Raw genomic sequence first — 24,586 nt, 5'->3', positions numbered from 1 at the left:
TGGCTCGCGCCATTCAAAGCGCTGTGGCCACATCGTCCAGGCAGCCGGTCAGTATTTCGGCCATCTCCTCGATCTGCGCCTCGGTGATGATCAAAGGCGGCGAAAACACCAACCCCTCGCGCACAGCGCGCGTGACAAGACCGCGCTCGAAGCACAGGTTACGCACCTTGGTGGCAACGGAACCAAGCGGATCGAAGGGCGCGCGAGTGGCCTTGTCGGCCGTCAGTTCAAGAGCCCACATGCCTCCAATACCGCGCACTTCCCCAACCAGCGGATGCGCGGTCAGCGCGCCCAGCTGGGTGCGCATGCTTGGGCCGACCTTCTCGCGAACATGATCGACAATGCCCTCGCGCTCTATGATGTCGATATTTTCCAGCGCCACGGCCGCGGCGACAGGATGGCCGGAATAGGTGAAGCCATGCGACAACACTCCCGGTGTCCGACGCAGCGCATCAGCAATCCGCGCGCCGACGCCGACCGCCGAAATCGGCTGATAACCACTGCTCATCCCCTTGGCCATGCACATCAGATCCGGCTGAATGTCATAGGTTTGCGACCCGAACCATTTGCCGGTGCGCCCGAAGCCGCAGATCACTTCATCGACGATCAGAAGGATGTCGTGCTTGCGGCATATCTCCTGGACGCGAGTCCAATAGCCAGGCGGCGGGGTAATGACCCCGCCTGCCCCCATCACAGGTTCGCCAATGAAGGCGGCCACGTTCTCTGCGCCGATCTCAAGGATCTTGGCCTCGACCGCGTCGGCGGCATCAGCGCCATAGACCGGATCGTGTTGATCGCGCCCGGCATGCCATGCGTAAGGGCCATCCGCATGAACGACACCCGGTATCGGCAGGCTGGGCACATCGTGCATCGAAGGCAAGCCACAAAGGCTGGCCCCTGCGACGGTCGATCCGTGATAGGCAAACTTGCGGCTGATGATGACTTGCCGCTCGGGGCGCCCTTGCGCGGCCCAGTAACCGCGTACAAGACGCAGGGCGGTATCGTTTGCCTCCGACCCTGAATTTGCGAAGAAGAAATCGTTGATTCCCTCGGGCGTCAGTCCCGCCAAGCGTTCGGACAACTCGATCACCGGCTCGTGCGAGGTCTTGAAGAAGGTGTTGTAGAACGCCAGCTTGTCCATCTGGCGATGTGCCACCTCGCCCAGTTCTTTGCGGCCATAGCCGATATTCACGCACCAGAGTCCACCCATGCCATCCAGTATACGGCGCCCTTCGGTATCCCACAGATAAACGCCTTCCCCATGGGTGATGACGCGCGGCCCGCCCTCGTCGGCCAGCGCACCGTGATCGGTAAAAGGGTGCAAGTGATGCGACAGATCGGCAGCCTTCAACGCCTCACCGGTTCGGTTTTTGAATCGTTCGTTCATCTCGGTCTCTCCGATGGTCTGCGCATCATTTTCGCGCCCGTGTGACATCCATCTTCCACTCCAGCATATGGATGATCTGGCTCATGGCGAAGGTCAGCGCGAGATAGATCGCGCCAGCCATCGTGTAGATCTCGATCGGCATGTAGGTCTCGGCTGCCAGCGTGCGCGCGACCCCGGTGATATCCATCAGCGTCACGGTCGAGGCGAGCGAGCTGGCCTTGACCATGAGTATCATCTCGTTGCCATAAGCAGGGAGCGCCTGTTTGATCGTCTGAGGCCAGATGATGCGGCGGAAGGTGGTGGCCGGCGACATGCCGACAGCGCGCGCAGCTTCTATCTGATTGTGGGCGACAGACAGGATACCACCGCGAAACACCTCGGCCGTGTAAGCGCCGGTATTGAGCGCCTGTGCGATCAGCGTGCACCAGAACGGTTCACGCAGAATAGTCCATAGAAAACTGGCCCGAATACCCTCGAACTGTGACAATCCGTAATAGATCAGGAATATCTGCACCAAGAGCGGCGTCCCGCGGAAGAAGAAAACATATGCCCAGGCAACCAGGCGCAGCGGCGCCCATCTGCTCAGCCGTGCCAGCGCTGTCGGCAGCGCAATCACAAAGCCCAGAACCAGCGCCAGCGCCACCAGACCCAGAGTAAGCCAGAGCCCGCCGATCAGGTCAGGCAGCGCCTCGATCATCACCCCGAAATTCATGGCATCACCCGCCCGGCCACGCCCCGATTGGCCCGCTTCTCAAGGCGCTGCTGGACGGCCATGACGAAAGCGGTCATCGCCAGGTAGATCAGCGCCGCAAACATGAAGAACGTGAATGGCTCCTTGGTGTAGCCTACGGCGATATCAGTCTTGCGCATCAGTTCCTCGAGTCCGATCACCGAAACAAGCGCCGTTTCCTTGAGAATGATGAGGAATGTGTTGCCCAGCCCCGGTAACGCGAAACGCCAGATCTGCGGCAGCAGGATACGGCGGAATGTGGTAACGGGCGACATGCCGATCGCGCGCGCGGCCTCAATCTGGTTGGTTGGCACGGTGCGGATGGCGCTGCGGAAAATTTCGGTCGCGTAGGCGCCGAATGTCAACGACAATGCCGCCACACCAGCGCCAAAGGCGGAAACATCGATATAGCCGTCATATCCCAGCCAACCCGCGAAATTATTCAGCAGGATCACCCCGCCATAATAGACGAAAAGGATAACCATCAGCTCGGGGATGCCGCGGATCAGCGCGGTATAGATGCCCGCCAGCAACCGCAGAATCCCAAAGCGAGAAAGCTTCATCGTGGCGCCGATCAGGCCAAAGGCCAGGCCGAACGCCAGCGACACAAGGGCCAGCTGGATGGTCATCAGCGTGCCTTGCAGAAGAAGATGGCCAAAGCCTTCGAGGTTGAACACGGGGGCGGGTCCTGTTCGTCAGACGCGCCCTGCCCCACCAATGGGGCAAGGCGCGCGATACATCATTCGGCGCTGATCGAGAACGGGAAATACTTCGCGTTGATCTGCTCGTAGGTTCCGTTCTGCTGGATCGTATCAAGCGCCGCATTGAGCCGCTCCAGAAGCTCGCTGTTGCCTTTCCCGACCGCGATCCCGGCGCCCGCACCGATGAATTCGACGTCCTTCACCGGCTCGCCCTTGAATTCGAACGCGTCACCACCCTCGTTTTCCAGCCAGTCGAACATCAGAACCTGCTGCGCCACGACGCCGTCCAGACGACCCGCTTGCAGATCGAGGTTGTGGTTCTCGACCGTGTCATAGGCCTTGAGCGAGACACCGGGGAACTTCTGCTCCACCAGTATGGCATAGGTCGTCGCGCGCTGGACACCGATGGTTTTGCCGTCCATGCCCTCGGGTGTGTAGGTGATGTCGCTGTCCTTCGGGGCAATCAGAGCGGCACCGGCAGCATAGTAAGGATCGGTGAAGTCCACCGCCTGCTTGCGTTTCTCCGTGATCGACATCGACGCGACGATGGCATCGTACTTGCCTGCCTTGAGCCCCGGAATGATGCCGTCCCACGCCTGCGTGACGATCTCGCACTCTGCTTCCATCTCGGCGCAGAGCGCCTTGGCAATCTCGACATCAAACCCTTGCACTTCGCCGCTTTCATCGACGAAGTTGAACGGGGGATAGGCGCCCTCCGTCGCGATGCGTAGCGCATCGGCGGCTGCGCCTTGCGCTACGAAAATGCCCAGAGCGGCGGCAATGATATGTTTGGGTGTCATGGTTTGATCTCCTGTCTGTTGTGTTTTCTTTGGTTGATTGGCCGCCCTCAGCCCCCAGAAAGGAACTGCCGGCAGCGGTCGGATCTGGTCTGTTCAAAGACCTCTTCGGGCGTGCCCTCCTCCTCCACCAGGCCCTGGTGGAAATACATCACCTTGGAGGACACGTTGCGCGCGAACTGCATCTCATGAGTGACGACGATCATCGTGCGCCCCTCATCGGCGAGCAACTGCATGACCCGCAGCACCTCACCCACGAGTTCGGGATCCAGCGCCGATGTAGGTTCATCGAAAAGCAGCGCCTGCGGCTCCATCGCAAGTGCGCGCGCAATGGCGGCACGCTGTTGCTGACCGCCCGACATATGCGCGGGATAGGCATCACGTTTTTCCGCGAGGCCCACCTTTTCCAGCAGTGCCTCGGCCCTGTCCAGCGCCTCCGCCCGACCAAGGCCCAACACGCGCAGTGGCCCTTCCGTGATGTTCTCAAGGATCGACAGGTGGCTCCACAACGCGAAATCCTGAAATACCATGCCCAGTTCCGATCGGATGCGCTGCAATTGGCGACGATCCACCACCTCCAGGCCATCCTTGCCTTGACGCGTCTTGATCTCCTCGCCCGCCACGCGGATCGTGCCTGCCGAGGGCATTTCCAGCATGTTTATGCAGCGCAGAAACGTGGATTTTCCGGAACCGGACGCACCGATGATCGACACCACGTCGCCGCGGTTCGCAATCAGGTCGATCCCGCGCAGGACCTTGATCTGACCGAAGCTTTTCTCGAGCCCTTCGATTTCCAGCGCTGGAGCAGAGGGGGTGGCAACCATGTGTATCGAGCGTCCTAATCTGAAATGAAACGCATTTTGAAACAAACGCGCTGTTTTACTAATTTATAAAACAATCATTTTATCTGTGGGTGTCAAGCAGTTTGTTTTGACCCTCGACTCCATAGGTCGATACGCATTGCGCACAACTGATCGGCTCGCGACGCTCGCGGGCGTTTCGTTCGACAAGGATTGTCGAAAATGGCCTTCAGATCAACGCAGCGACGTCCGCCCGTGGCATCTGCGTTTCTTCAGCCAGAAAGCTGACCAGATCGTCACCGCACGTGCCCGGTTCCGACATTGCCACCACCTTTTTGACCAGACTCCGGCGCAGCTTGGTCATGTCCACGTCTCGCACCCTGATCCGTCGCGGATCATCCGGGATGATTACGTTCTGACCCGGAATCTCCGACTCGGAATCGCCACGCAGGATGTCGATCCCGCGACGACGCGCAAAGTCGAGCTGCGCCGAAGGTTGTTTACCTGCCCCGGCATATTCGGTTTCCTGAACCACGATGGTTTGATCTGCATCCATCTCTTGGCTCAATGCAAACGCAGCAGCGAGCGAAATATTGCCTGCAGGTCCCCGCTCCAGCCCCTCCAGCCGGGCCAATGCTTCTGTCATGTAGAACACTTCGCCTTGCTTCAGAAGAAGGTAGCGGTCCATGTAGCGCAACACGCGCGCGGCATTGCGCGGCACGTCCGTGCGGTCCGGCCAACCTGCAAACGGGATTCCGAACCCGGTATGGCCCGTGGTGAAATGCTTGCGGTTGAAATCAGTGTCGCTGGCCATGTGCAGTCCGGTCAGATCCACGCTGGCCCCAATGATCTGGGTATGATCCGCGCCCGCCTTGCGCAACCCCCGCGCCGTGCCGGTCAGGTTACCACCGCCCGCATGGGTGCAGATCACCACATCGGGGGTGGTACCGGTGGCATCCCGCATCTGCTCGACGATCTCGAAACCCAAGGGTTCGACTCCGGCGATGGCAAAGGGCGTGTAAAGCGACGCGTTGAAATAGCCGGTATCTTCCAGCACACGCAGGAAGCTATAGAAAAGTTCTGGCCCGACTGATAGCTGCGCCACCTCGGCGCCGTAGATTTCGCAGGCCCGCCCCTTCTCGAGGATTTCGGGCTGGCCGATTCCGTGGCTGTCATAGACCTCCTGAACGACGACACATGCCAGATTGCGCCGCGCAGCCTGGCTGGCGACGGCGGCGCCGTAGTTGCCGCTGGTCGCCGTGACAACCCCCTTGAAACCGGCATGCTCGGCGTGATGAAGGCTGAGCGCGGCGCGCCGGGCCTTGTAGCTGCCCGAAGGGTTGGCGGCCTCATCCTTGACGAAGATGCGCGCGCCCTTGCCCTTGGGTGCCAGTTTGCGCGCCAGCCGCGTAATCTGGCGCAGCTCGATCAGGGCCGTACTGCCGACTCCGGCGCGCGACTGAACCTGCCGGACCTGGTCGATATCATAAGGCACAAGGCCCATGAGAGCCTCGTAGTCAAACATGGCAGGATGCGCCATGAAGGGCGCGTAATCTATGCCCAAAGACGACAGCATGATATCGCCCTTGCGGGCCATGACTGAGGCGTAATCGGTCTTGGTCATTTCAACCCTCCTTCGGCGTGTCGCGCATCATCGCGACCAGTTCGTCCCCAGCGGCCAGCAGCTCGGGGATCGCGCGACCAAAATCATGTCCATACTCCGGGTTGACAGCGATCAGCGTGCCGGTCTGCTCTCGGCCCAGAACGGTGCGAATTCTGACCTCCTGACCGATCTCGGCGCGGCCCGTGATCTGCCAGCCCTTGACGCGCAACTCCAGCGGCACGGCACGGGTCTCTGCAGGCAAGGTTTCCGGGCGTTGGTCGGGACGCAGAACAATGTTGTGGATCTGAACCCAGTTTCCGGCAAGAGATGTCATGAACTTTCCTTTCAGGCTGTCAACACGCGCGGACTGTTCAGCGGCAGGTCGGTCAGGTGGACCAATCCCGGCGCCGCACAGGCAAGATACTCGATGGCGTTCACGGCAGCGGCGGCAGTGCCCGCGCCGCCGCCAATCTCGGGCGCAATGACCATATCGACAGTCTGATCGCCAGTGATGACGATCCGGTCCGATGTGGCCTGTCCTTCCAGATCAGGACGGATCTGTTGGGGATGCTCGAGATGCAGCACCTCTCGCCCGCCAGCAAAGGCCGTCATGCGGTGAAGACAGCCAGCCACATCTCCGGGCTCGATCGCCAGATGATCGGTCGCGCGAACCACCGACGACACGATGGGCGCGCGGGTTTCTTCTACTCGCTCGATCTGCCAACCCAGATGTCGGGCAATCAGGGCGACAGATTGATCAAACCCGACATGACCCACGACCCGGCCATCATCCACGGCGCTGTGAAACGCGTCCGGACTCAGGCCCACACCCTGCCCGTTCAGGACGGTCGGTCCGAAATCAGAGAGATCATTGGTGCGCGTCACTCGGATATGATCCACCCGACCGCAAGGCACGGTAAGTGCCAACACGAGCATGTCCATTGCAAATCCCGGATTCACTCCTGTACCCAGGACCCGCGCGCCATTCTGCGACGCGGCCCGGTTCAACCGCTCCGCCGTCTCCTGGCAGGCGGCCGCCGGAAACGTCATTTCCTCGGCAATCGAGATCACGTCATGGCCAAGTTCGAGACAGCGCTCGATCGGCTCGGCAACCTGCGCAAGGAACGACGATGTCGCCTGCAACACGACAGCGTGCTGCGCAGAAACCAGCACCTCGGCGGCGTCCGCGCTGACAGTGGCATCGCAAGCCCCGTCAGGCAGCCCCAGCACCCGGCTCAGCGGCTGGCCCGCCTTGGCAGGATCGAGGTCGATAGCCCCGGCTACACGGTAGCCGCGCTCCAGCGCCAGTCGCGCGATCCGTTGGCCCATCGATCCCAAGCCATACATGATGATCTCCCGCATCATTTGCATCTCTCCTTATTCTATCGAGGTCAGCCCAGACCCAGAAGGCGCGGCAGGGTCAGCGATATGGCCGGGAAGCACACCACCAGCAGAAGCACGGCGAGTTCGACCAACATGAAGGGCAGGATTGCCTTGGCCACATTCTCGAACCGGACATTGCCGACAGAGGAGGCGACAAACAGACACGCGCCCAGAGGCGGGGTGATCAGCGCGATGTTCAGGTTTACCACCATGATGATCCCGAAATGCAGCGGATCCACCCCGATGGCGACGGCAATCGGATGCAGGATCGGGCCAAGAATGATCAGTACCGCAGTCATTTCCATGAACATGCCGATCACAAGCAGCGCAGCGGTTACGACCAGCAGGAACACCAGCGGGCTGTCACTGATGCCGCCCAGAAAGTTACCAAGATCGCGCGGCACACCTTCCTTGGCCAGCACCCATCCAAGGATCGAGGCGGCAGCCAGAATGATGAACACCGCGCCAGAGGCACGCACCATCTCGTAAAGGACATCCCACAGATCCCGCAGATTGAAATTGCGATAGACAAGAACACCCACGGTCAAGGCATAGACCACGGCGACAGCTGCCGCCTCGGTCGGTGTGAAAACTCCACCGAGAATGCCGCCAAGGATGATCAGTGGCATCATCAGGGGCAGGATTGCGCGCTTCAATGCAACACGCACAGGCGGCACTTCGCGGTCCAACGTTGCAATGGGCAAATCCTCCTTGCGCCCACGCCACGCGACATAGCTCATCAGCGCCATCGACATCAGTATTCCGGGCAGGATTCCAGCAGCAAAGAGGCCGGCGATGGAAACCTGCATCAATGACCCGTAAATCACCATGATGATCGACGGCGGAATGATCGGCCCGATCACCGATGACGCTGCCGTGACCGCTGCTGCAAACGGACGGTTATATCCTTGATCGGCCATCGCAGGGATCATCATTCGCCCTATAGCGGCGGTATCCGCAACCGCCGCGCCGGTCAGCCCCGCGAAAAAGACAGATACGAGAATATTCACATGCGCCAGCGCGCCACGCACCTGCCCAACCAACGCGTTGGCGAGGTCAACCAGTCGGTCGGTGATCTGGATCCGGTTCATGATGTCGCCCGCGAGAATGAAGAACGGCATCGCCATCAGCGAGAACATGTCGATTCCGGAAAAGAGGCGCATCGGCACCAGGCGAAGAAGGCTGGGTCCCTCAGGCTGGGTCAGAGCGATCAGACCGACGATCCCGATAGAGAAAGCCAAAGGCGTTCCCAGCAGTACAAGCAGCGCAAAAGCCGCCAGCAGGGTCAACATCAGAACGGCCCTCCGCCAGGCAGGCGATCGCCCGTCTTCTCTCCATCCAGAAGGCGCAACACCGTATGCAACACATGCTGCACAAGGATCAGCGCGCCCGCCACAGGAACCGCCGCCAGCGGCCAGAACATCGACACACCCAACGCCGGGGAGCTTTGACTGGCACCGCGCATGGCCGCCGACCACCCCTCGATCATCATCACCCAGAGAAACCAGGCCACGGCCACAGCAACCGCGAGATCGCCGACACGGCGCAAACCGCGTGGCAAACGCGTTCGAACGGCATCAATCGCGATATGATCGCCGTGCCGCAACGCGACGGATGCACCGACCAGCCCGATCCAAATCATCAGGTAGCGTGCCGAGGCTTCGGACCAGATCAGCGGTGCATTGAACACATATCGCGATACGGTGCCGGCAATAACCACAGAAACCATAACGAGACCCGCCGCAACGAGAGGGATGGCGACCGCGATGTTCACCGCCTTCGATATCCGCCAAAGTCCTGCGACGATCCGGGTTTTCATGCAGCCACCTTACCTCTGTTCGAAATGACCGGGGCCGCGGCTTTCTCACCACGGCCCCGCAAGGCGTCCAGCGCGGTCTCAGTCAGCGTAGAGATCGTCTTCGGCGGCTTTGACCGCGTCTTGCAAATCCTTGCCCAACGCAACGGCCTCTTCGCCGAACTCTGTCTCCATCGTGGCGGTGACAGCCGGAATGGCGATCTCGCGGAATGCGGCCAACTCATCGGCAGAAGGCGCATAGACTTCGATGCCGGCCTCGTTCAGGAACGCGTTGCCGAATTTCGTGGCGCGCAGGGCCATCTTGGCGCCGCGACCGGCAACCTTTGCACTCTCGACACCGGTGGTAAAGATGCGTTTTTGCTCAGACGTCAGGCTTGAAAGGAAATCCTCGGAGGCAACCCACCAATCGGCCCCGTAAAGGTGATTGGTCATGGTCGCGTAGCTTTGCACCTCTTGCAGGTTGCCGATGGCGATGATCGGCACCGGATTGTGTTGTGCATCCACCACGCCCGTCTCCAGCGCACCGTAAAGCTCGTCCCATGGCACCGGTGTCGCCGCAGCCCCCAGCGCGTCCATCAGCGCGACGTGGCTGGGCACGGACATGGTGCGCACCTTCAGCCCCTTCATGTCCTCGGGCGATTTGACCGGGCGTGTGCCATTGGTGAAGACATAAAAATCCCCCGCCGTCACGGCCAGCAGACGCAGACCAGTCGCCTCGGACAACTTGTCGGACAGCGTATCGCCGAAGGGCCCGTCGAACACGCGCTCGGCCACGATCTCGTTGGGAAATACAAATGGCAGTTCAAGGCCGTTGATCGCGGGATAAAACTGCGCGAGGCCGCCGACGGAGGCTATATTGACCTGGATGATCCCGGCCTGTGTCAATTCCATCCGCTCGCGCTGATTGCCCAAGGCGCTGGAGGCCTGGATATCGACAGCCATATCGCCGTTGGACAGGCTTTCGACAGTGCTTTTGAACACGGTTGCGGACATATGTGCAGCGGACGTCGACGTATCGGCCGGCTCTTCATGAGCCAGCGTAATTGTCACGCTCTGCGCCCATGCAGGAAATGACCCCACGGCAGTCAAGGCCGTCGCGAACAAGGCAGATGCAATGGTCTTCATGAATTATTCTCCTGTTGGTTCGGGCGCATATTCTGCCGCGCCATCATCTTCTTTTCCGAGCGGGACCCGCACCGAACTTCCGACGCCCAGCAAAGTCATCCCTGATCTCGAACCAACGGTTGAACAGTTAGCGTTCATGAACAAGCAAGACTTTGGCACACCGGGTTGCCGAAATTCGAACGCTACGATGGCGCGGTTTCCATGATCCGCGACAGGATCGTGCAGAAGCGGCGCGTAACCGGTGGCAGATTGCGATGGCGCCGCGCCACCAACGAGATCGTCGCATTCATAAGGGGCGCGTTGCGCAGCGGTCGGGCTACCAGACTCCCGACTTCGATCTCGTCGTGAATACAGCACATTGGCAGCAAGGAGATCCCCTGCCCTTGTTTTGCGAAACCGACCAATCCGTAAACCGAATCGCACACCAACGCAGGATCCAGAGCAACCCCGGCGCGGTCGATCACATCGCGGATTCCATAGATGCTGTCAGGAGGAATAGCGATCGGAAGATGCGCTATTTCGGAGAGATCCCAAATGCCGTCCGCCAAGTCGAATTCCGGCGCCGCCACTGCGTAAAGTGGCGCGGGTGTCTGCGCGACAACGGCAACATCGCGATGCGCGGGCGGATCGAACGCAAGGCCCAGATCCGCCTCGTCAGCAGCCACGGCCCGCATCACGGCGGTGCTGCCCGCGCGCACGACCGACAGCTTTACATCTTTGGAATTAAATCGAAATTCGGTGATGGCGGGGGTGATCAACCCGCTGATCGTGCCCTCGACGCATGAAATGCGGATGGCTCCCCGTCGCAAGTCTCGCAGAGCTTCTATCTCGCCCATGGCCCATGCTTCGTCGCGCATCACGCGCCTGGCATGGTCCATGAATATCCCGCCAGCATCCGTCAGGCGCAACCCTCGCGCATGACGCTCGAACAGCGGCACTCCCAGATCCTCCTCCAGGCCGGTGATTCGCCGACTAACCGCCGAGGCGGCGATATTGAGCTTCTCCGACGCCTTTCTAATCGACCCTTCGGCGGCGACGACCAGGAAACAGTTCAGGTTGGGATCAAGCACAGTTCGCACCCGTTTGTATTTGAAAGTTGCATCCTGCGGCAGGCTCGTATTAGAACTGACGCATTCCGACGACCCTGCGACCTTATCCTTGCACAAATTCGCGACTTGTGAGGATGCAAATATGGCTTTCAGGGTACTTCTCGGGCAATTCATGCACGAGACAAATACATTCTGCAAAAGAATGACCGATACAGATGCGTTCCGCGCCTTCTACTGCCACGAAGGCGATGACGTGCTGTCGGCTCTGTCAGATACTGCCAACGAGGTCGGCGGCTTTGACGATGCCGCGCGTGCGCACGGGTGGACACTGGTGCCGACGGTGGCCACATTCGCAACGCCGGGTGGTGTCGTCACTGATCACGCATGGGATGCTTTTGCCGGGCGCATTTTCGATACGGCGCGCCATCAGGGACCATTCGACGGCGTGGTCCTTTCATTGCACGGCGCCATGGTGCGCCACGATGGGACGGACGGCGACGCAGCGCTGGTTTCCGGACTGCGCAGCATACTTGGGCCAGATGTTCCAATCGCAGTAACTTTGGACCTGCACGCGAACCTCGCATCCTCGCTGTGCGATAAGGCAGAGATTGTCATGTCCTACAAGACCTTTCCCCATGTCGACATGCGCCAGACCGGACGCAAGGCCGCAGAAGCGTTGCAAACTCGGATGCAGAATGGGCGATCGATAAGAACAGTTGTTCGAAAACTACCCATGCTGACATTGCCAGAAGGCGGGCGCACAGATAGCGAACCAATGTCGGGGCTGATCGCCTTGGCTGCGAGAATCGAAGAAAGCAGCCCTGAACTATTGGATGTATCCGTCAACGCGGGGTTTTCGCTGGCTGATGTTCCGGAAATCGGTCCTACCGTCACGGTCTGTCACAGCGACGCGCAAACGATCGCAGAGGCTGCAGCCGAAAGGTTGGCCAGTGAAATGTGGGATGCGCGCAACGCGCCTACCGAGGCGTTGCTGACCCCCGCAGAGGCCGCGCAACTTGCGCGTGCGCACGACGCGGTTTCGCCACTGGTTCTTGCGGACCCGTCAGACAATCCCGGCGACGGCGCCTATGGCGATGCCACCAACCTGCTGGCTCACTTGATCCAGCATGGCGGGCAAGACATCCTGTTTGGCGCGCTTTGCGATCCTGCCGCAGTGCACATCGCTCAAGAGGCCGGAGCCGGGCAGACGATCCAGATCAGACTGGGCGGACACTTCGATCCGTCTTTCGGTGGCAAACCCCTGTCAGTCTCCGCGCAGGTCATGGCTCTGGGGGATGGACGCTACGTCTGCGACAGTCCGATGTGGAACGGCGTGGAGCAATCCTGCGGTCCCTCGGCACTGATGCGAATTGAGAACGTTGAAGTGCTTGTGACAAGCGCTGCAACACAAGCTCTGGACATGAACATCTTTCGCGCACTGGGGGTCGAGCCGCTGCACAAACGTGTGATCGCGTTGAAATCCACTCAACACTTTCGGGCAGCCTACGCTCCCGCTGCAGAGCGCATCGCTTTGGTAGATGGCGCGGGACTGGCAAGCCCATCTCTTGACCGGCTGCAATTTGCGCGCATTCCACGTCCCATCTTTCCGTTCGATCCGGTTACGAGAACGTATCACGGCGACCAATGACCGCCTCGCGCAAAGCTCCTCTTGTCCAAGCGCTCGATGTAGGGCAATGTCGAGAGCACCAGATGGGGCACGAACCTGGAGTCTTCTTGGTTTCGCGCGCTGTCGGATGAGAATCGGCCTTGTAAATCAAGGGGTTCGGACGCTCTGGAGAGGACCCTACCGCCGGAGCCATTTTTCCTTTAAGGTCTTGAAAAGACAGAATTTCCGAAATTTGCTCCGGTTGATTTCGGCGTTTGTGCTTTGTTTGTTACACAGACGTTTCACTGGCGTCTCACAAAGCCCTGGAGATGACCCCGGCAGCTTCGGTTTTCTCCTGCATCCAGCCCCGAACAGATGGGGTGTTGCGATGACACAAGGACAGGGAAAATACCTGTTGATCCGGTCGGGGCGGTTCTATTTCCGCCGTCGGATCGCTGGGTTGTCCACATATTTCAAACCCTTGACCCTCTCGCTGGGGACGACAGATCGCGAATCAGCCATTTTATGGTCAGGGCGTGTGGTTGTGGAGTTTGACCGAATGCTCAACTCGTTTGTATCAATGACCCCTGAGCTGCCCGAGGAACTCGTGGCGCAATGCATACAGGTGTGTTTGAGCCAAACGCTGTCTCAAGTGACACGCCAGAGTCGCATGGCCCCGATGACTGGCCGGGTTCGGCAGAACGCGCCCTGGCGGCAGGACATGCAGAAATCCGTTGTGACCGTTTTGCTGGACGACGGGTTGGTTCCCCGGCTTTCGCCGCACCGGATCGACCCGGCCTGGACGCCCGAGCAGCTTAAAGCGTTTCGGTTTTAACCTGCGAGATGTCCGGCGGACTTGAAGAAATTCCAACATTCGTTGGGTGAGAACATATCGCAAATGTCTCCGAGGGCTTCGAAGAGGTCTGTAAAGGTTCTGGCGCCGATCCTGCGCAGGTGCGCCTTGAGTTTCGAGAAGGCTTGCTCGATGGGGTTCAGGTCCGGGGAGTGCGGCGGCAGGTAGAGGAACCAGCACCCGGCCTGCCGCAGCGCCTCTGCCGCCTCGACGTTGCGGTGCGTGGCAAGGTTGTCGAGGATGACGACAGTGCCAGGGTGCAGTTCCGGCACCAGCACCTCGCGGACATAGGCGGCGAAGGCGGGTCCGTCCATCGCGCCCTTGATCACCCAGGGCGCGATCTGCGTCTCAGCCGTCAGGCCGGCGATGAATGTCTGCGTGCCCCAGTTTCCGAACGGCGCATTCATCTGCAGCCGCTGCCCGCGCGGGGCACGCCCCCGCAGGCGCGTGAGGTTCGTCTTCACGGAGGTTTCATCAATGAAGACAAGGCGTTCTGGCTGTGCCCGTATGGCGGGCATGCGACGCGTCTGCCAATCCTGGCGCGCGCGCCTTATCTTGGCACGACGGCGCTCGGTGGCCACCAGCGACTTTTTTTGTATGTGAAGCCGAGACACGACAGGAGGCTGGCAATCGAGGAATGGTGGACCTCGACACCTTCCCCCGCCGCCAGCGTATCGCGCAGTTCAAACAGCGTGATGTCAGGATCCTGGGCGACAAATTCCTCGAAAAAGGCCTGGTAAGGCGCCAGCTTGCCCCGGCCCTTGGGGCGGCCTTGCGGCGCGGGAGCCGCATGCCCACATGTCCGGATCGCCCGCGCCCACCGCGCGCCTGTCGCCGGCGAGAGCCTCAGGCGCAACGCCGCCGCTCGCCCGCTCAAGCCTTCCTCGACATACCGCTGAAACCGCGCACGAAGCGCCTTCGGCAAAGGTGCTGACATGATCCGATCCTCCCAGAAAAAGGGAATCACAATCAGCGCCGTCTGGGAATCCCCGGCGATTCAGGTTTTCATAGAAACGCTCTAGCGCAGGATCGTCTGGTCGAGCTGCGCGCCGCTGCGGAAGTGGTGGCTCTGCAGGACATCCTCGGTCCGGCCGTTGAACCGCTCGACCATGCCGTTCGTCTGCGAGCGCATCGGCGGAGCGAGGCGGTGCTCGATGCCAATATCGGCGCAGAGACGGTCAAAGTCGTGGTTGCCCGTGGCGGTGCGTCTGCGCAGGCCGAACAGCCGGTCGGTGAACTCCTTGCCATTTTCCGTGAGCGCGCGGGTGATCTTCATCGGCACGGCGCGCACGGCCCGCATACGTTACGATTTCTTCCTGCTCAGGCCGGCATCTCAGGCCGGGGTGTTGCCTTCGCCGATATCCCAGAACAGCCCCGCCATCAGGCGCAGCGCGTCGCGCGAGACCGGTTTGAGCACATGTTCATCGGGCGCGTGCTGCGAGCACCCCCTGTAGGAATGAGGCACCCAGACCGTGGGCAGGCCCAGGATGTCGGCAAACGCGTCATTGGGCAGTGACCCGGCCAGGTTGGGCAGAATATGCGGCTTTTGGCCCGATGTTTCCTCAAGCGAGCGAGCGACGAAAGTAACCCAGGGGTGATCGGGGTTGAGCCGCGTCGCGCGAAAGAAACCCCTGTCATGGGGAGCGATGCGCACCGCCTGAAAGCCATGCGCGTCAAGGTGGCGCCGCAGCGCGGGCAAGATGTCTTCGGGTTCGGTCCCCACCACATAGCGCAGCTGGCAGGTGGCGCGCGCATGAGCCGAGATCGCATTGACAGGCGCTTCGGGCACACCGCTTTTCATGGCGAGGATCGCGAAGCTGTTCCAACCATATACACGTTCGGCCGGGCTCAGGCTTTCCTCGCCCCAATCCTCGTCGATCGAGGGACCATCGCCCCCCGCGACCGGAAGTCCGTCAAGCGCGGCGCGCACATCGTCGGTCAGGCTGTCGGGCCGCCATTCCGGGATGCGTATCTGACCGCGCGCGTCGGTGATCGTCGAAAGCGCCTGCGCCAGGATCATCGCGGGGTCGGCCAGCAAACCGCCCCAATTGCCTGAATGATGCGCCCCTTCGCGCAGCTCCACCGCCAGATCGAAGGTCACACCCCCGCGCGAGCCCATGAACATGGTGGGTGTTTCGGGTTGCAGGCGTGGCCCGTCCGAGGCGATCAGCACATCCGCCTTCAGATCGTCCTTATGCGCGGCAAAGAACTCGGCAAGACCCGGCGAGCCGGTCTCCTCGCCGGTCTCTATCACGATCCGGCAGTTGAAACCCAGCTTCCCCCGGCTTTGCAATGTCGCATCGAGCGCAGCGATATTGATCAGGTGCTGACCCTTGTTGTCTGCACTGCCCCGCCCATAAAGCCGCTCGCCCTCTTCCACCAGACGGAAGGGGTGCAGCCCGTCGCGCCACTGGTCGGTCTGGGCGCGGATCACATCGCCATGTCCATAACTCAAAACCGTGGGCAGATCGTCATCCTCGATCCGCTCGGCCAAAAGGATCGGCCCTGCCCCATCGACCGGGTTGTCGTATGTCTTGCAGGAAAAACCCATTGCGCCAAGCCGGGGTGTCATCGCCTGCGCAAGATAGCGCGACAGTTCCGCCGCCTGCTCGGGATTCTGGCTTTCGGTCTCATATGCCACCAGATCGGCAAGTTCTGCCTGAAACCGGCCCTCGTCGAAATAGGCGGTTACGGTGTCGATCGCGTCGCTTCGTGTCATAATTTACCTTGTTCTTCGCAAATGGCGTCGCCCCAGGGCGACATGATCTCGGTGCATCCGGTATTGACCCCGGCCTTTCGCATCACCCCGGCCGGACAGGCAAAGGCATAAGGAAAAGGGCTGCGCCGCGTGGTATGGACCGGGTAGCTGGCGCGCAGAGCGTCAAGAATGTCGCCCGAAAGGGTCTCGTCGGCCACGACCGCCTTGCCACCCGACACATCGATGCGCGGATGATGGAAGCAATCGGCGATATCCATGCCGAAATCCGCCACGAAAGACGCCATCTGCACCATCGCCGAGACGATCTTGCGCCCGCCCGACGCACCGAATGCAAAGCGCGCGCCGCCACTTTCACCGAGGATCGGGCAGACATTCATCAGGCAACGCTTGCCCGGTGCCAGCGAATTGGGGCGCCCCGGAACCGGGTCAAACCACATGATGCCGTTATTCATCAGAAAACCGGTCGCGGGCGATACGACCCGCGCGCCGAAGATCGACAGCAATGTCTGCGTCTGGCTGACCATATTGCCATCCCGATCGACCACCGAGAAATGCGTCGTGCAGCCCGAATGCGTCTCGCTTTCGCCCGTGTCGCCCATTGTCGCAAGCCGCTCGTCATAGGCCCCGCTCAGCCCCCCGGCATAAGCCGTGAAAGCCTCAGGCCCCGGCGCGGCACCAAATGCCGCTGCCCTCTCCATCTCGCCAAGCGCATGGCGAAATGTCGGGCCTGCGGTCAGCCCTGGCGCCACGTCGAACCGCGCGCCGCGATAATCAAAGCTCAGCGGATCGCTGAACTCGGCGCGATAGGCGCGAAGGTCGGCGTGGCTCAGACTGCCGCCCTTGGCCTGCATGTCGGTCGCCAGCGCGGCGCCAAGCTCGCCGTCATAGAACTCGCGCGCACCCTTGCGCGCCAGTTGCTCGAGGCTGTCGGCCATCCGCCGCTGCTCCAGCCGCTTTTCGGCCAGCGCGGTCCAGCCGCTGATGGTCGGCCATTGGCCGTCCTCAAGGAACATGGCGGCGGCATCCGGGTCCTTGGCCAGCTCGCGGGTGGTCGAGGCGATGATCAGCGCCGCATACCAATCCACCAGCAAGCCCTCGCGGGCAAAGCCGATCGCGGGCGACAAAAGCTCGCCCCAGGGCATCCGCCCGAAACGCTCATGTAGCTGCCCCATACCATCGACCAACCCGGGCACGGCCACTGCGGTAGCGCCCTGCACGTTGCGGTCCTCAACCACTTCCTCCCAGGGGAAAAGATCGCCCGCGACCCCCTTGCCCGATAGCGGATAGTCGGCGGGATCAAGCGCCTCCGGGGCGCGCATCCCGTAGTTCAGCGCATGAGCCTTAGCGGTATCGGCGCGCCACAGCATCAGCGCACCACCCCCCGCGGGTCCGCTCATCCATGGTTCCAGCACACCGATGGCAAATGACGTGGCCACGGCCGCATCCACCGCATCGCCCCCGGCCTCCAGCACTGCGGCGCCCGCTTCGGCCGCCAGCCGGTGCTGCGCGGCGACGACACCGTATTCGGTCTCGATGACGATCTTGCGGGTCTGTGCGCTGCGCGACAGGTTCACGGACATATCAGGCGACCTTCGCGTCATACATGGGGCTGTCGGGGTCGTGCAGATGGCATTCCACATGGCCATGGCTGGTGGGAACGGAGCGCGGAGCGACGCTCTTGCAATGCGCGCCCGCCATCGGGCAGCGCGGATGAAACTGACAGCCGCTCGGCGGATCGATCGGGTTGGGATAGGCCATGCCAAGCTGAGTGTCGGGCACACCAAGCCCCGGCTCGGGCGTCAGCACCGATTTCAGCAGCGCCTGCGTATAAGGGTGGCGCGCGTCGTCGAACAGGCCCGCCACGTCGGATTCCTCGACGATCCGGCCCAGATACATGACCGCCACCCGCGTCGCCAGATGCTCGACCACCGCCAGATCGTGGCTGATGAAAAGATAGGTCAGACCAAATTCGCTGCGCAGATCGCCCAGCAGGTTCAGGATCTGGCTTTGTACCGACACATCCAGCGCCGAGGTCGGCTCGTCACAGATCACGATCTCGGGCTTCATGATAAGCGCCCGCGCGATCGCGACCCTCTGGCGCTGGCCACCCGACATCTGACTGGGAAATGTGTTCATCACCCGGGCAGGCAAGCCGACGATATCGAGAATCCGACGCACTTCCGTGTCCCAATGCGCCTTGTCGCCGATCCCGTGAACCCGCAGCGGCAAAGACACAATATCAAAGATGCTCTTGCGCGGATTGAGCGACGAATAGGGATCCTGAAAGATCGGCTGGATACGCCGCGCGAGGCTCAGGCGGTCTTGGGCGGTGATCTCCTGGCCATCCACCATGACCTGCCCCATGCTGGGTGCCTCGAGGCCCAGCAGAATCTTGGCCAGCGTCGATTTCCCGCAGCCGGATTCGCCCACCAGTCCCAGCACCTCGCCGCGCGGCAGCGACAATGACACATCGTTGACCGCCGTCAGCGGCTTGGCCTTGCCGAAAAGACCCTGCTTCACGCGATAGGTCTTGGTGACATTGCGCAGTTCCAGCACGGCCGAAGTCGTTGTCTGCACCGTCATGCCATGGCCTCCTCGTCGTGGCGTTTGCCGTCTTCATGAATGCAGCGAAAGGCATGATCCGGACGGCCCTGCAGGGGGATGGCGCTTTGACATGCGGGTAACGCATGCGGGCAACGGGTGCGGAACGCACAGCCCTCGATATCGCCCACCAGCGACGGCACGATCCCCGGAATGGTACCAAGCGTGCTGCCACGCGCGGTCTTGCCGGGCAGCGGAATACAGCGCAGCAGACCGCGCGTATAGGGATGCAACGGGGTGTTGAAGACATCCACCGCCGAGCCGGTCTCAACCAGTTCTCCGGCATACATCACTGCCACCTTGTCGGCGACCCGCGCCACCACGCCCAGATCATGGGTGATCAGGATCATCGCCATGTTCATCTCCTGGCCAAGATCATGCAGCAGGCGCAGAATCTGCGCCTGGATGGTGACATCCAGCGCCGTCGTCGGCTCGTCCGCGATGATCAGCTCGGGCTCGCACATCAGCGCCATGGCGATCATCACACGCTGGCGCAACCCGCCCGACAACTGGTGCGGATATTGCGACAGGCGGCTGGCGGCGGCGGTGATGCCGACCTTTTCCAGCAACTCGATGGCGCGCGCACGGGCCGCCTCGCGGCTGACCGGCTTATGCAGGCGCAGCGCCTCGATCAGCTGATCGCCGATCGTGTAGGCGGGATTGAGCGATGTCATCGGTTCCTGAAAGATCATCGACATCCGCGCTCCGCGTAGCGCGCGCATGGTACGCGGGCTTGCGGTGGTCAGCTCGGTGCCGTCGAATTCCATCCGGTCGGCACTGCGGTCGATATTCTTGCCCAAGAGCCCCATCAATGCCAGCGATGTCAGCGACTTTCCCGAGCCGCTTTCGCCGACGATGCAAAGGGTCTCGCCCCGGTTCAGATCGAAGTCGATGCCGCGCACCGCATGCAGGGTGCCCCCACCGACGGGAATGTCGATCGTCAGGTTTCGGACGCTCAACAGGGGTTTTTCCATTGTCTCAGCTCCGGTTTTCGGGGGCAGTCACGTCGCGCAGACCATCGCCCATGAGGTTGATCGCCAGCACCAACAGGAACAGCACCGCGCCGGGAATAAGCACCATCCAGGGTTCAAACAGCATCATGTTCTTGCCCTCCGATACCATCAGACCCCAGCTTGGCGTCGGCGGTTGCACGCCAAGGCCCAGGAAGGACAGCGCAGCTTCCAGAAGGATGGCGTGGGCCATCTCCAGCGTGACCACCACGATCAGGTTGTTGGCGATATTGGGCATGATCTCGGACAGGATCACGCGCGGGGTCGATGCGCCGATGGCGCGCGCGGCGGCAACATATTCGCGCCCCCGCACCTGTAGGGTCGATGCGCGCATGACCACGGCGAAACGATCCCACAACAGCAGGCCAAGCACCACGATCACCACCTGGAGCGAGCCGCCCAGGATCGCCACCACCGCCAGTGCCACCAGCACCACCGGCATCGCAAGGCGCACATTGATCAGGAACGTGACCACCATGTCCACACGGCCGCCAAAATAACCAGCTGCGACACCCATTGCGGTGCCGATCACACCCGAGATCAACGCCGCCACCGCGCCGATCATCAGCGACACCCGCGCGCCATAGATCAGCCGCGACAGGTAATCGCGCCCCAGATGGTCGGTGCCCAGGGGGTGTTCCCAGTCGCCGCCCAGAAAGACCGGTGGCTGCATGCGGGTCATCAGGCTTTGCGCATAAGGGTCATGCGGCGCCAATAGCGGTGCGAAGATCGCGATGAACAGCAGGATCGCCAGGACGATCCCGCCGAACAGCAGCCCCTGATGCCCGAAGACGCGCTTGCGCAGCATCTGGCCGGGCGTCGGGCCAGTGATTTCCCGCAGCAGGGAATCCGTGGTGCTGGTATCGACCATCTCAGCTGCTCCTCATGCGCGGATCCAGCCAGGCGTTCAGAACGTCGGCAAGGAAGGTGAAAACGATATAGAACATCGAGAAGACGAGGATCAGCGCCTGCACGGTCGGCAGGTCATTGCGTGCGATGCTCTCCCAGGCCAGGTAGCCCGCGCCATGCAGCGCGAAGATCGACTCGACCACGATCGAGCCGCCCAGCATGAAGCCCATCTGCACCGCCGCCAGCGACACCACAGGGATGATCGCGTTGCGCAGCGCGTGGCGGAACAGGACCCTTCCCTCGGGTGCGCCCTTGGCGCGCGCCGTGCGGATATAGTCCGATGACAGCACATCCAGCATCCCCGCCCGCGTCAGGCGCATGATCGCCGGCATCGCGTAATAGCCCAGAACGATGGTCGGCATGATGAAATGCATCGGGCTAGATGCGCCCGAGGGTGGCAGCCAACCCAGCGTGATAGCGAACAGCACGATCAGGATCAGACCGAACCAGAAGCTCGGCATCGCCTGTCCGGCCACGGACAGGAACAAAGCCACGCGGTCGATAAGCGAATTTGGCCGGATCGCAGCGGCAACGCCCAACGGCACCGCCGTCAGCAATGCAAAGCTGATACCGCAAACCCCCAGAGTCATGGTCACACCAAGGCGCTCGAAAATCAGCGAGGCCACCGGCAGCCGGAAGTAATAGCTCTCGCCAAAATCACCGCGCAAAGCCGAGAATAGCCAGTCGCCATATTGCACCAGCATGGGACGGTCGAACCCGTAAAGCCTGCTGATCGCCTCGATATCCTCGCCGCTGGCGGTCTCGCCCGCCAACGCCGCGGCCGGATCGCCCGCGAGGAATAACAGGATGAAACTGATGAACGAAACCGTCAGGGCCACCAGGACGGCAAGGCCCAATCGTTTAAGAGTGAATGTTAGCACGGAGACACCTTCGTTTATCGCGCGCTTGACGACGCGGCGACTGCATGGGGGCTACAGGCGCTGGCGGGGGCCGTGACGGCCCCCGCACCCGGACCTGGATCAGTTCCAGGACATTGTTGTGAAGCGCAGCACCTCGTCGGCGGTGGGCGTGTACTCGACGTCGTTGGTGAACACGTAATTCGTGTTATACGAGAACATCGGCGCCCAAAATGCCTGATCGGTGATCCGTTCGATCGCCTTGGCATAATTCTCGATGCGGGTGTCTGGATCCGTCGAGCTGTCGGCAGTGTTGAGATACTCCAGCACCTGATCGTCGCGCGCATCGTCAAGCGATCCGTGCTTGAAGAACTGGCTGACCATCGCCGAGGCGTCGTTGATCGAGAAGCTGCCCCAAGTCAGGAAGGCCAGCGGCACCTCGCCCTTCATGTTCTGCTCGCGCAGGGCGGAATATTGCAGGAACTTGAAATCGGTATCGATGCCGACCGCGTTCAGATAGCTCATGATCGCTTCGGCATATTCCCGGTCCCGATAAGCGTAGAAATCGATGGTGAAACCATCGGGATAGCCCGCTTCCGCCAGCAGCGCCTTAGCCTTTTCGGGGTCGTATTCGTAGCTCTTGGCCGCCTCTTCCACACAGCCGAACTGGCTGGGGAAACAGGGCGTCGAGACCACTCGCGATTTGCCCTTCAACAGTGCGTTTACCAGCTCTTCGCGGTTGATCGCATGGTTGATGGCACGGCGCACGCGCAGATCGGTGACAGGCGTGTCGCCCGAACGACCCGCAGCGTCCATGTTCAGATAGCCCACTCGCATGGTGGATTCGTTCATGACGGTGAACTGATCCATCGTGGCCAGCTTCTCGGCCTGGTCGGCCGGTACTTGCCAGATCAGGTCAAGCGATCCGCTGAACAGCTCGGCCATCTGGGTGTTCACATCCGGAATGGTACGGATGTCGACATTGGAGATCTCCGGCTGACCCTTGGGGCTGTCATGGTAGTTCTCGTTCTTCTCCAGCACGAAATGCTGACCGGGAACGACCGACACCACCTTGTAGGGGCCGGTGCCGACCGGTTCGAGGCCCATGCCGCTGGGGCCGACCTCGGCATAATACTCGGCCGGATACATCGACACCGGGCCGGACAGGAATTCGATCGCCGCCGGGAATTTTTCCTTCAGGTGGATGCGCACCGTATAGTCATCCACTTTCTCCGCGGATTCCATCCAGTTCACGTTACGCTGCGTCTTGACGCCGTTCTCTTCCTTGGAGACGAAATTGACTGTGTAGACAACGTCATCGGCGCTGAACGGGGCACCATTGTGAAAGGTCACGCCCTCGCGCAGCTTGAGCTCAAGGGTGGTGTCGTCGATCCATTCCCAGGATGTCGCGAGGTTGCCCTTGTATTCATTCGTCACCGGATCGCGGTAGATCAGGCCATCCCAGATGGCGCGCTGCAATACCACGCCTTCGCGCGACGAGTTGAAGAAGCTGTCGACATTCTCGAGTTCCTTGGTGAATGCCACGCGCAGCGTGTCATTGGCCTTCTCGGCCCACGCAGCGCCCGTAGCCGCGACAAGCGCGACGCTGGCGATACCGGATTTAAGCCAGGATGTTTTCATCATTGTCTCCCTGTTCTGATGTGACGCGAACTGGCGCCGCAGATTTCTGGTTTCCTTGCTTCAAGTATCATATTATAATACCATGAACCTTCATATGATCCATTAATTCCAATCTGCCCGCCAGCGTCAACCCCCTTGGGTGATCCACGACGGAAAATATCGAGACAACCATGACCACGAAACAAAATACACTCTTTGTCGGCTCACTCGCCAAGGGTTTGCGGCTTTTGCGGGCATTCGACGAAAGCCACACGGAACTGTCCCTGTCCGACCTCGCACACCGCAGCGGCCTCGACAAAAGCGCGACTCAGCGCCTGGCCAACACGCTCCACGTCGAAGGCATGCTCGACAAGGACCCGGTGACGCGGCGCTTTCGCCCGTCGCACGCCTGGCTCCAGATGGCCTACGCCTATTACTGGTCCGATCCGCTGGTCGGTCAGACGATCCCCAAACTCATCAGCCTGTCACAGGAGATCGGCGAAACCGTCAACCTTGCCGAAATGTCTGGCGATCATATCATTTATGTCAGCCGTCTGCCCTGCAAGCGCACATATTTCGCGGCCACCATTATCGGTCGCCGATTGCCCGCACTGTCCACATCCGCCGGGCGCGCGATGCTGGCCACCTTCCCCGAAGCCGAGCGAATCGCCGCCGTCGACAACTGGCCGATCATCCAGTTCACGCCAAGCACCACGCTGGACCGGAACAATATCCGCGGCAGCGTCGAGCGCGCCGTGCATGACGGCTTCGCGATCTCGACCGGGCAGATGATCCTGAACGAGATCGGCGTCGCCGCACCGATCGCGGGCCATGACGGGCGCGCACTGGCAGCCGTGCAATGTTCGGTATCGGCCCATACCTGGACGCACGAACAGATCATTTCGGACCTGCTGCCCAGGATTCAGGATACCGCGAATTCCATCTCACCGTCATTCCAGGCGCAGCGGGGCTTTTACTGCGACCCAGCAAGCTGACGCACCGGGGGTGCTCAGCAGGATT

23 protein-coding genes and 1 pseudogene are annotated in these 24,586 nt (G+C 61.2%); 3 read left to right on the top strand and 21 right to left on the bottom strand.

All coding sequences use genetic code 11. From position 1 onward, the window contains the following. Positions 1–13 precede the first annotated feature (13 nt). From N5A93_RS08200 to N5A93_RS08145, 12 genes are all read right to left on the bottom strand, one after another. Complete coding sequence (locus N5A93_RS08200) at positions 14–1,387, bottom strand: aspartate aminotransferase family protein (protein ID WP_268954602.1); 1,374 nt, start codon at positions 1,385–1,387, stop codon at positions 14–16. Between the two features lie 25 nt (positions 1,388–1,412). Continuing rightward, on the bottom strand, positions 1,413–2,099 hold the full coding sequence (locus tag N5A93_RS08195; protein WP_268954601.1) for an ABC transporter permease: 687 nt from the start codon (positions 2,097–2,099) through the stop codon (positions 1,413–1,415). Next, complete coding sequence (locus N5A93_RS08190; protein ID WP_268954600.1) at positions 2,096–2,794, bottom strand: ABC transporter permease; 699 nt, start codon at positions 2,792–2,794, stop codon at positions 2,096–2,098. The genes N5A93_RS08195 and N5A93_RS08190 overlap by 4 nt, the downstream gene beginning before the upstream one ends. Before the next feature lie 62 nt (positions 2,795–2,856). Further along, complete coding sequence (locus N5A93_RS08185; RefSeq protein ID WP_268954599.1) at positions 2,857–3,618, bottom strand: ABC transporter substrate-binding protein; 762 nt, start codon at positions 3,616–3,618, stop codon at positions 2,857–2,859. Positions 3,619–3,665: 47 nt separating this feature from the next. Beyond that, positions 3,666–4,439, bottom strand: a complete 774-nt coding sequence (locus tag N5A93_RS08180) for an ABC transporter ATP-binding protein (RefSeq protein ID WP_268954598.1) — start codon at positions 4,437–4,439, stop codon at positions 3,666–3,668. Between the two features lie 205 nt (positions 4,440–4,644). After that, the gene (ortB, locus tag N5A93_RS08175) at positions 4,645–6,039 is read right to left on the bottom strand and encodes a 2-amino-4-oxopentanoate thiolase subunit OrtB (protein ID WP_268954597.1); all 1,395 of its coding nucleotides are present in this window, start codon (positions 6,037–6,039) and stop codon (positions 4,645–4,647) included. A gap of 1 nt (position 6,040) precedes the next feature. Beyond that, the gene (gene ortA / locus N5A93_RS08170; protein WP_268954596.1) at positions 6,041–6,352 is read right to left on the bottom strand and encodes a 2-amino-4-oxopentanoate thiolase subunit OrtA; all 312 of its coding nucleotides are present in this window, start codon (positions 6,350–6,352) and stop codon (positions 6,041–6,043) included. A gap of 11 nt (positions 6,353–6,363) precedes the next feature. After that, positions 6,364–7,383, bottom strand: coding sequence for an NAD(P)-binding domain-containing protein (locus tag N5A93_RS08165; RefSeq protein WP_268954595.1), 1,020 nt, complete (start codon positions 7,381–7,383; stop codon positions 6,364–6,366). 26 nt (positions 7,384–7,409) lie between these two features. Further along, a complete protein-coding gene (locus N5A93_RS08160; RefSeq protein ID WP_268954594.1) occupies positions 7,410–8,693 on the bottom strand; it encodes a TRAP transporter large permease in 1,284 nt (427 codons plus the stop codon). Continuing rightward, positions 8,693–9,220, bottom strand: a complete 528-nt coding sequence (locus tag N5A93_RS08155; protein WP_268954593.1) for a TRAP transporter small permease — start codon at positions 9,218–9,220, stop codon at positions 8,693–8,695. Before N5A93_RS08155 ends, N5A93_RS08160 begins: the two co-directional genes overlap by 1 nt. A 78-nt stretch (positions 9,221–9,298) precedes the next feature. Next, the gene (gene dctP / locus N5A93_RS08150; protein ID WP_268954592.1) at positions 9,299–10,342 is read right to left on the bottom strand and encodes a TRAP transporter substrate-binding protein DctP; all 1,044 of its coding nucleotides are present in this window, start codon (positions 10,340–10,342) and stop codon (positions 9,299–9,301) included. A 182-nt stretch (positions 10,343–10,524) separates the two neighbouring features. Beyond that, positions 10,525–11,565 (bottom strand): LysR family transcriptional regulator, encoded by a 1,041-nt coding sequence (locus N5A93_RS08145; protein ID WP_268954591.1) that lies wholly within the window; start codon positions 11,563–11,565, stop codon positions 10,525–10,527. A gap of 28 nt (positions 11,566–11,593) precedes the next feature. Here N5A93_RS08145 and N5A93_RS08140 point away from each other — a divergent pair, with 28 nt between their 5' ends. Both N5A93_RS08140 and N5A93_RS08135 read left to right on the top strand, forming a co-directional pair. Next, a complete protein-coding gene (locus N5A93_RS08140; RefSeq protein ID WP_268954590.1) occupies positions 11,594–13,039 on the top strand; it encodes a M81 family metallopeptidase in 1,446 nt (481 codons plus the stop codon). Between the two features lie 346 nt (positions 13,040–13,385). After that, entirely contained in the window at positions 13,386–13,832 is a 447-nt protein-coding gene (locus tag N5A93_RS08135; protein WP_268954589.1) for a hypothetical protein, read from the top strand. Here the strand turns inward: N5A93_RS08135 and N5A93_RS08130 are convergent. The 9 genes and pseudogenes from N5A93_RS08130 to N5A93_RS08090 form a co-directional block, all read right to left on the bottom strand. After that, a protein-coding gene (locus N5A93_RS08130; protein ID WP_268954588.1) for an IS630 family transposase occupies positions 13,829–14,787 on the bottom strand; the annotation gives its coding sequence in 2 pieces (ribosomal slippage) (positions 13,829–14,443 and positions 14,446–14,787; 957 coding nt in all). The genes N5A93_RS08135 and N5A93_RS08130 overlap by 4 nt on opposite strands. Before the next feature lie 84 nt (positions 14,788–14,871). Continuing rightward, a pseudogene (locus N5A93_RS08125) lies at positions 14,872–15,138 on the bottom strand (integrase core domain-containing protein); the annotation flags it as partial. A 45-nt stretch (positions 15,139–15,183) separates the two neighbouring features. Beyond that, complete coding sequence (locus N5A93_RS08120; RefSeq protein ID WP_268954587.1) at positions 15,184–16,569, bottom strand: M20 family metallopeptidase; 1,386 nt, start codon at positions 16,567–16,569, stop codon at positions 15,184–15,186. Then, positions 16,566–18,149, bottom strand: a complete 1,584-nt coding sequence (locus tag N5A93_RS08115) for a gamma-glutamyltransferase family protein (RefSeq protein ID WP_268954586.1) — start codon at positions 18,147–18,149, stop codon at positions 16,566–16,568. Before N5A93_RS08115 ends, N5A93_RS08120 begins: the two co-directional genes overlap by 4 nt. Position 18,150: 1 nt before the next feature. Then, the gene (locus tag N5A93_RS08110; protein ID WP_268954585.1) at positions 18,151–19,152 is read right to left on the bottom strand and encodes an ABC transporter ATP-binding protein; all 1,002 of its coding nucleotides are present in this window, start codon (positions 19,150–19,152) and stop codon (positions 18,151–18,153) included. After that, the gene (locus N5A93_RS08105; protein ID WP_268954584.1) at positions 19,149–20,144 is read right to left on the bottom strand and encodes an ABC transporter ATP-binding protein; all 996 of its coding nucleotides are present in this window, start codon (positions 20,142–20,144) and stop codon (positions 19,149–19,151) included. Before N5A93_RS08105 ends, N5A93_RS08110 begins: the two co-directional genes overlap by 4 nt. A 4-nt stretch (positions 20,145–20,148) precedes the next feature. Beyond that, entirely contained in the window at positions 20,149–21,051 is a 903-nt protein-coding gene (locus tag N5A93_RS08100) for an ABC transporter permease (protein ID WP_268954583.1), read from the bottom strand. 1 nt (position 21,052) lies between these two features. Further along, the gene (locus N5A93_RS08095; RefSeq protein WP_268954582.1) at positions 21,053–21,970 is read right to left on the bottom strand and encodes an ABC transporter permease; all 918 of its coding nucleotides are present in this window, start codon (positions 21,968–21,970) and stop codon (positions 21,053–21,055) included. 99 nt (positions 21,971–22,069) lie between these two features. Next, the gene (locus N5A93_RS08090) at positions 22,070–23,587 is read right to left on the bottom strand and encodes an ABC transporter substrate-binding protein (protein WP_372921046.1); all 1,518 of its coding nucleotides are present in this window, start codon (positions 23,585–23,587) and stop codon (positions 22,070–22,072) included. A gap of 170 nt (positions 23,588–23,757) precedes the next feature. Between N5A93_RS08090 and N5A93_RS08085 the strand changes: the two genes are divergently transcribed. Continuing rightward, positions 23,758–24,561 carry an IclR family transcriptional regulator gene (locus N5A93_RS08085; RefSeq protein WP_268954580.1) on the top strand — a complete coding sequence of 268 codons (804 nt, stop codon included), beginning with the start codon at positions 23,758–23,760 and terminating at the stop codon, positions 24,559–24,561. The last annotated feature ends 25 nt before the right edge of the window (positions 24,562–24,586 follow it).

The sequence above is a fragment of the Roseovarius salincola genome (assembly GCF_026891095.1).
Lineage (GTDB): Bacteria > Pseudomonadota > Alphaproteobacteria > Rhodobacterales > Rhodobacteraceae > Roseovarius > Roseovarius salincola.
The sequence above is the reverse complement of the archived record's forward strand: the minus strand, read 5'-3'. Positions and strand labels throughout refer to the sequence as shown.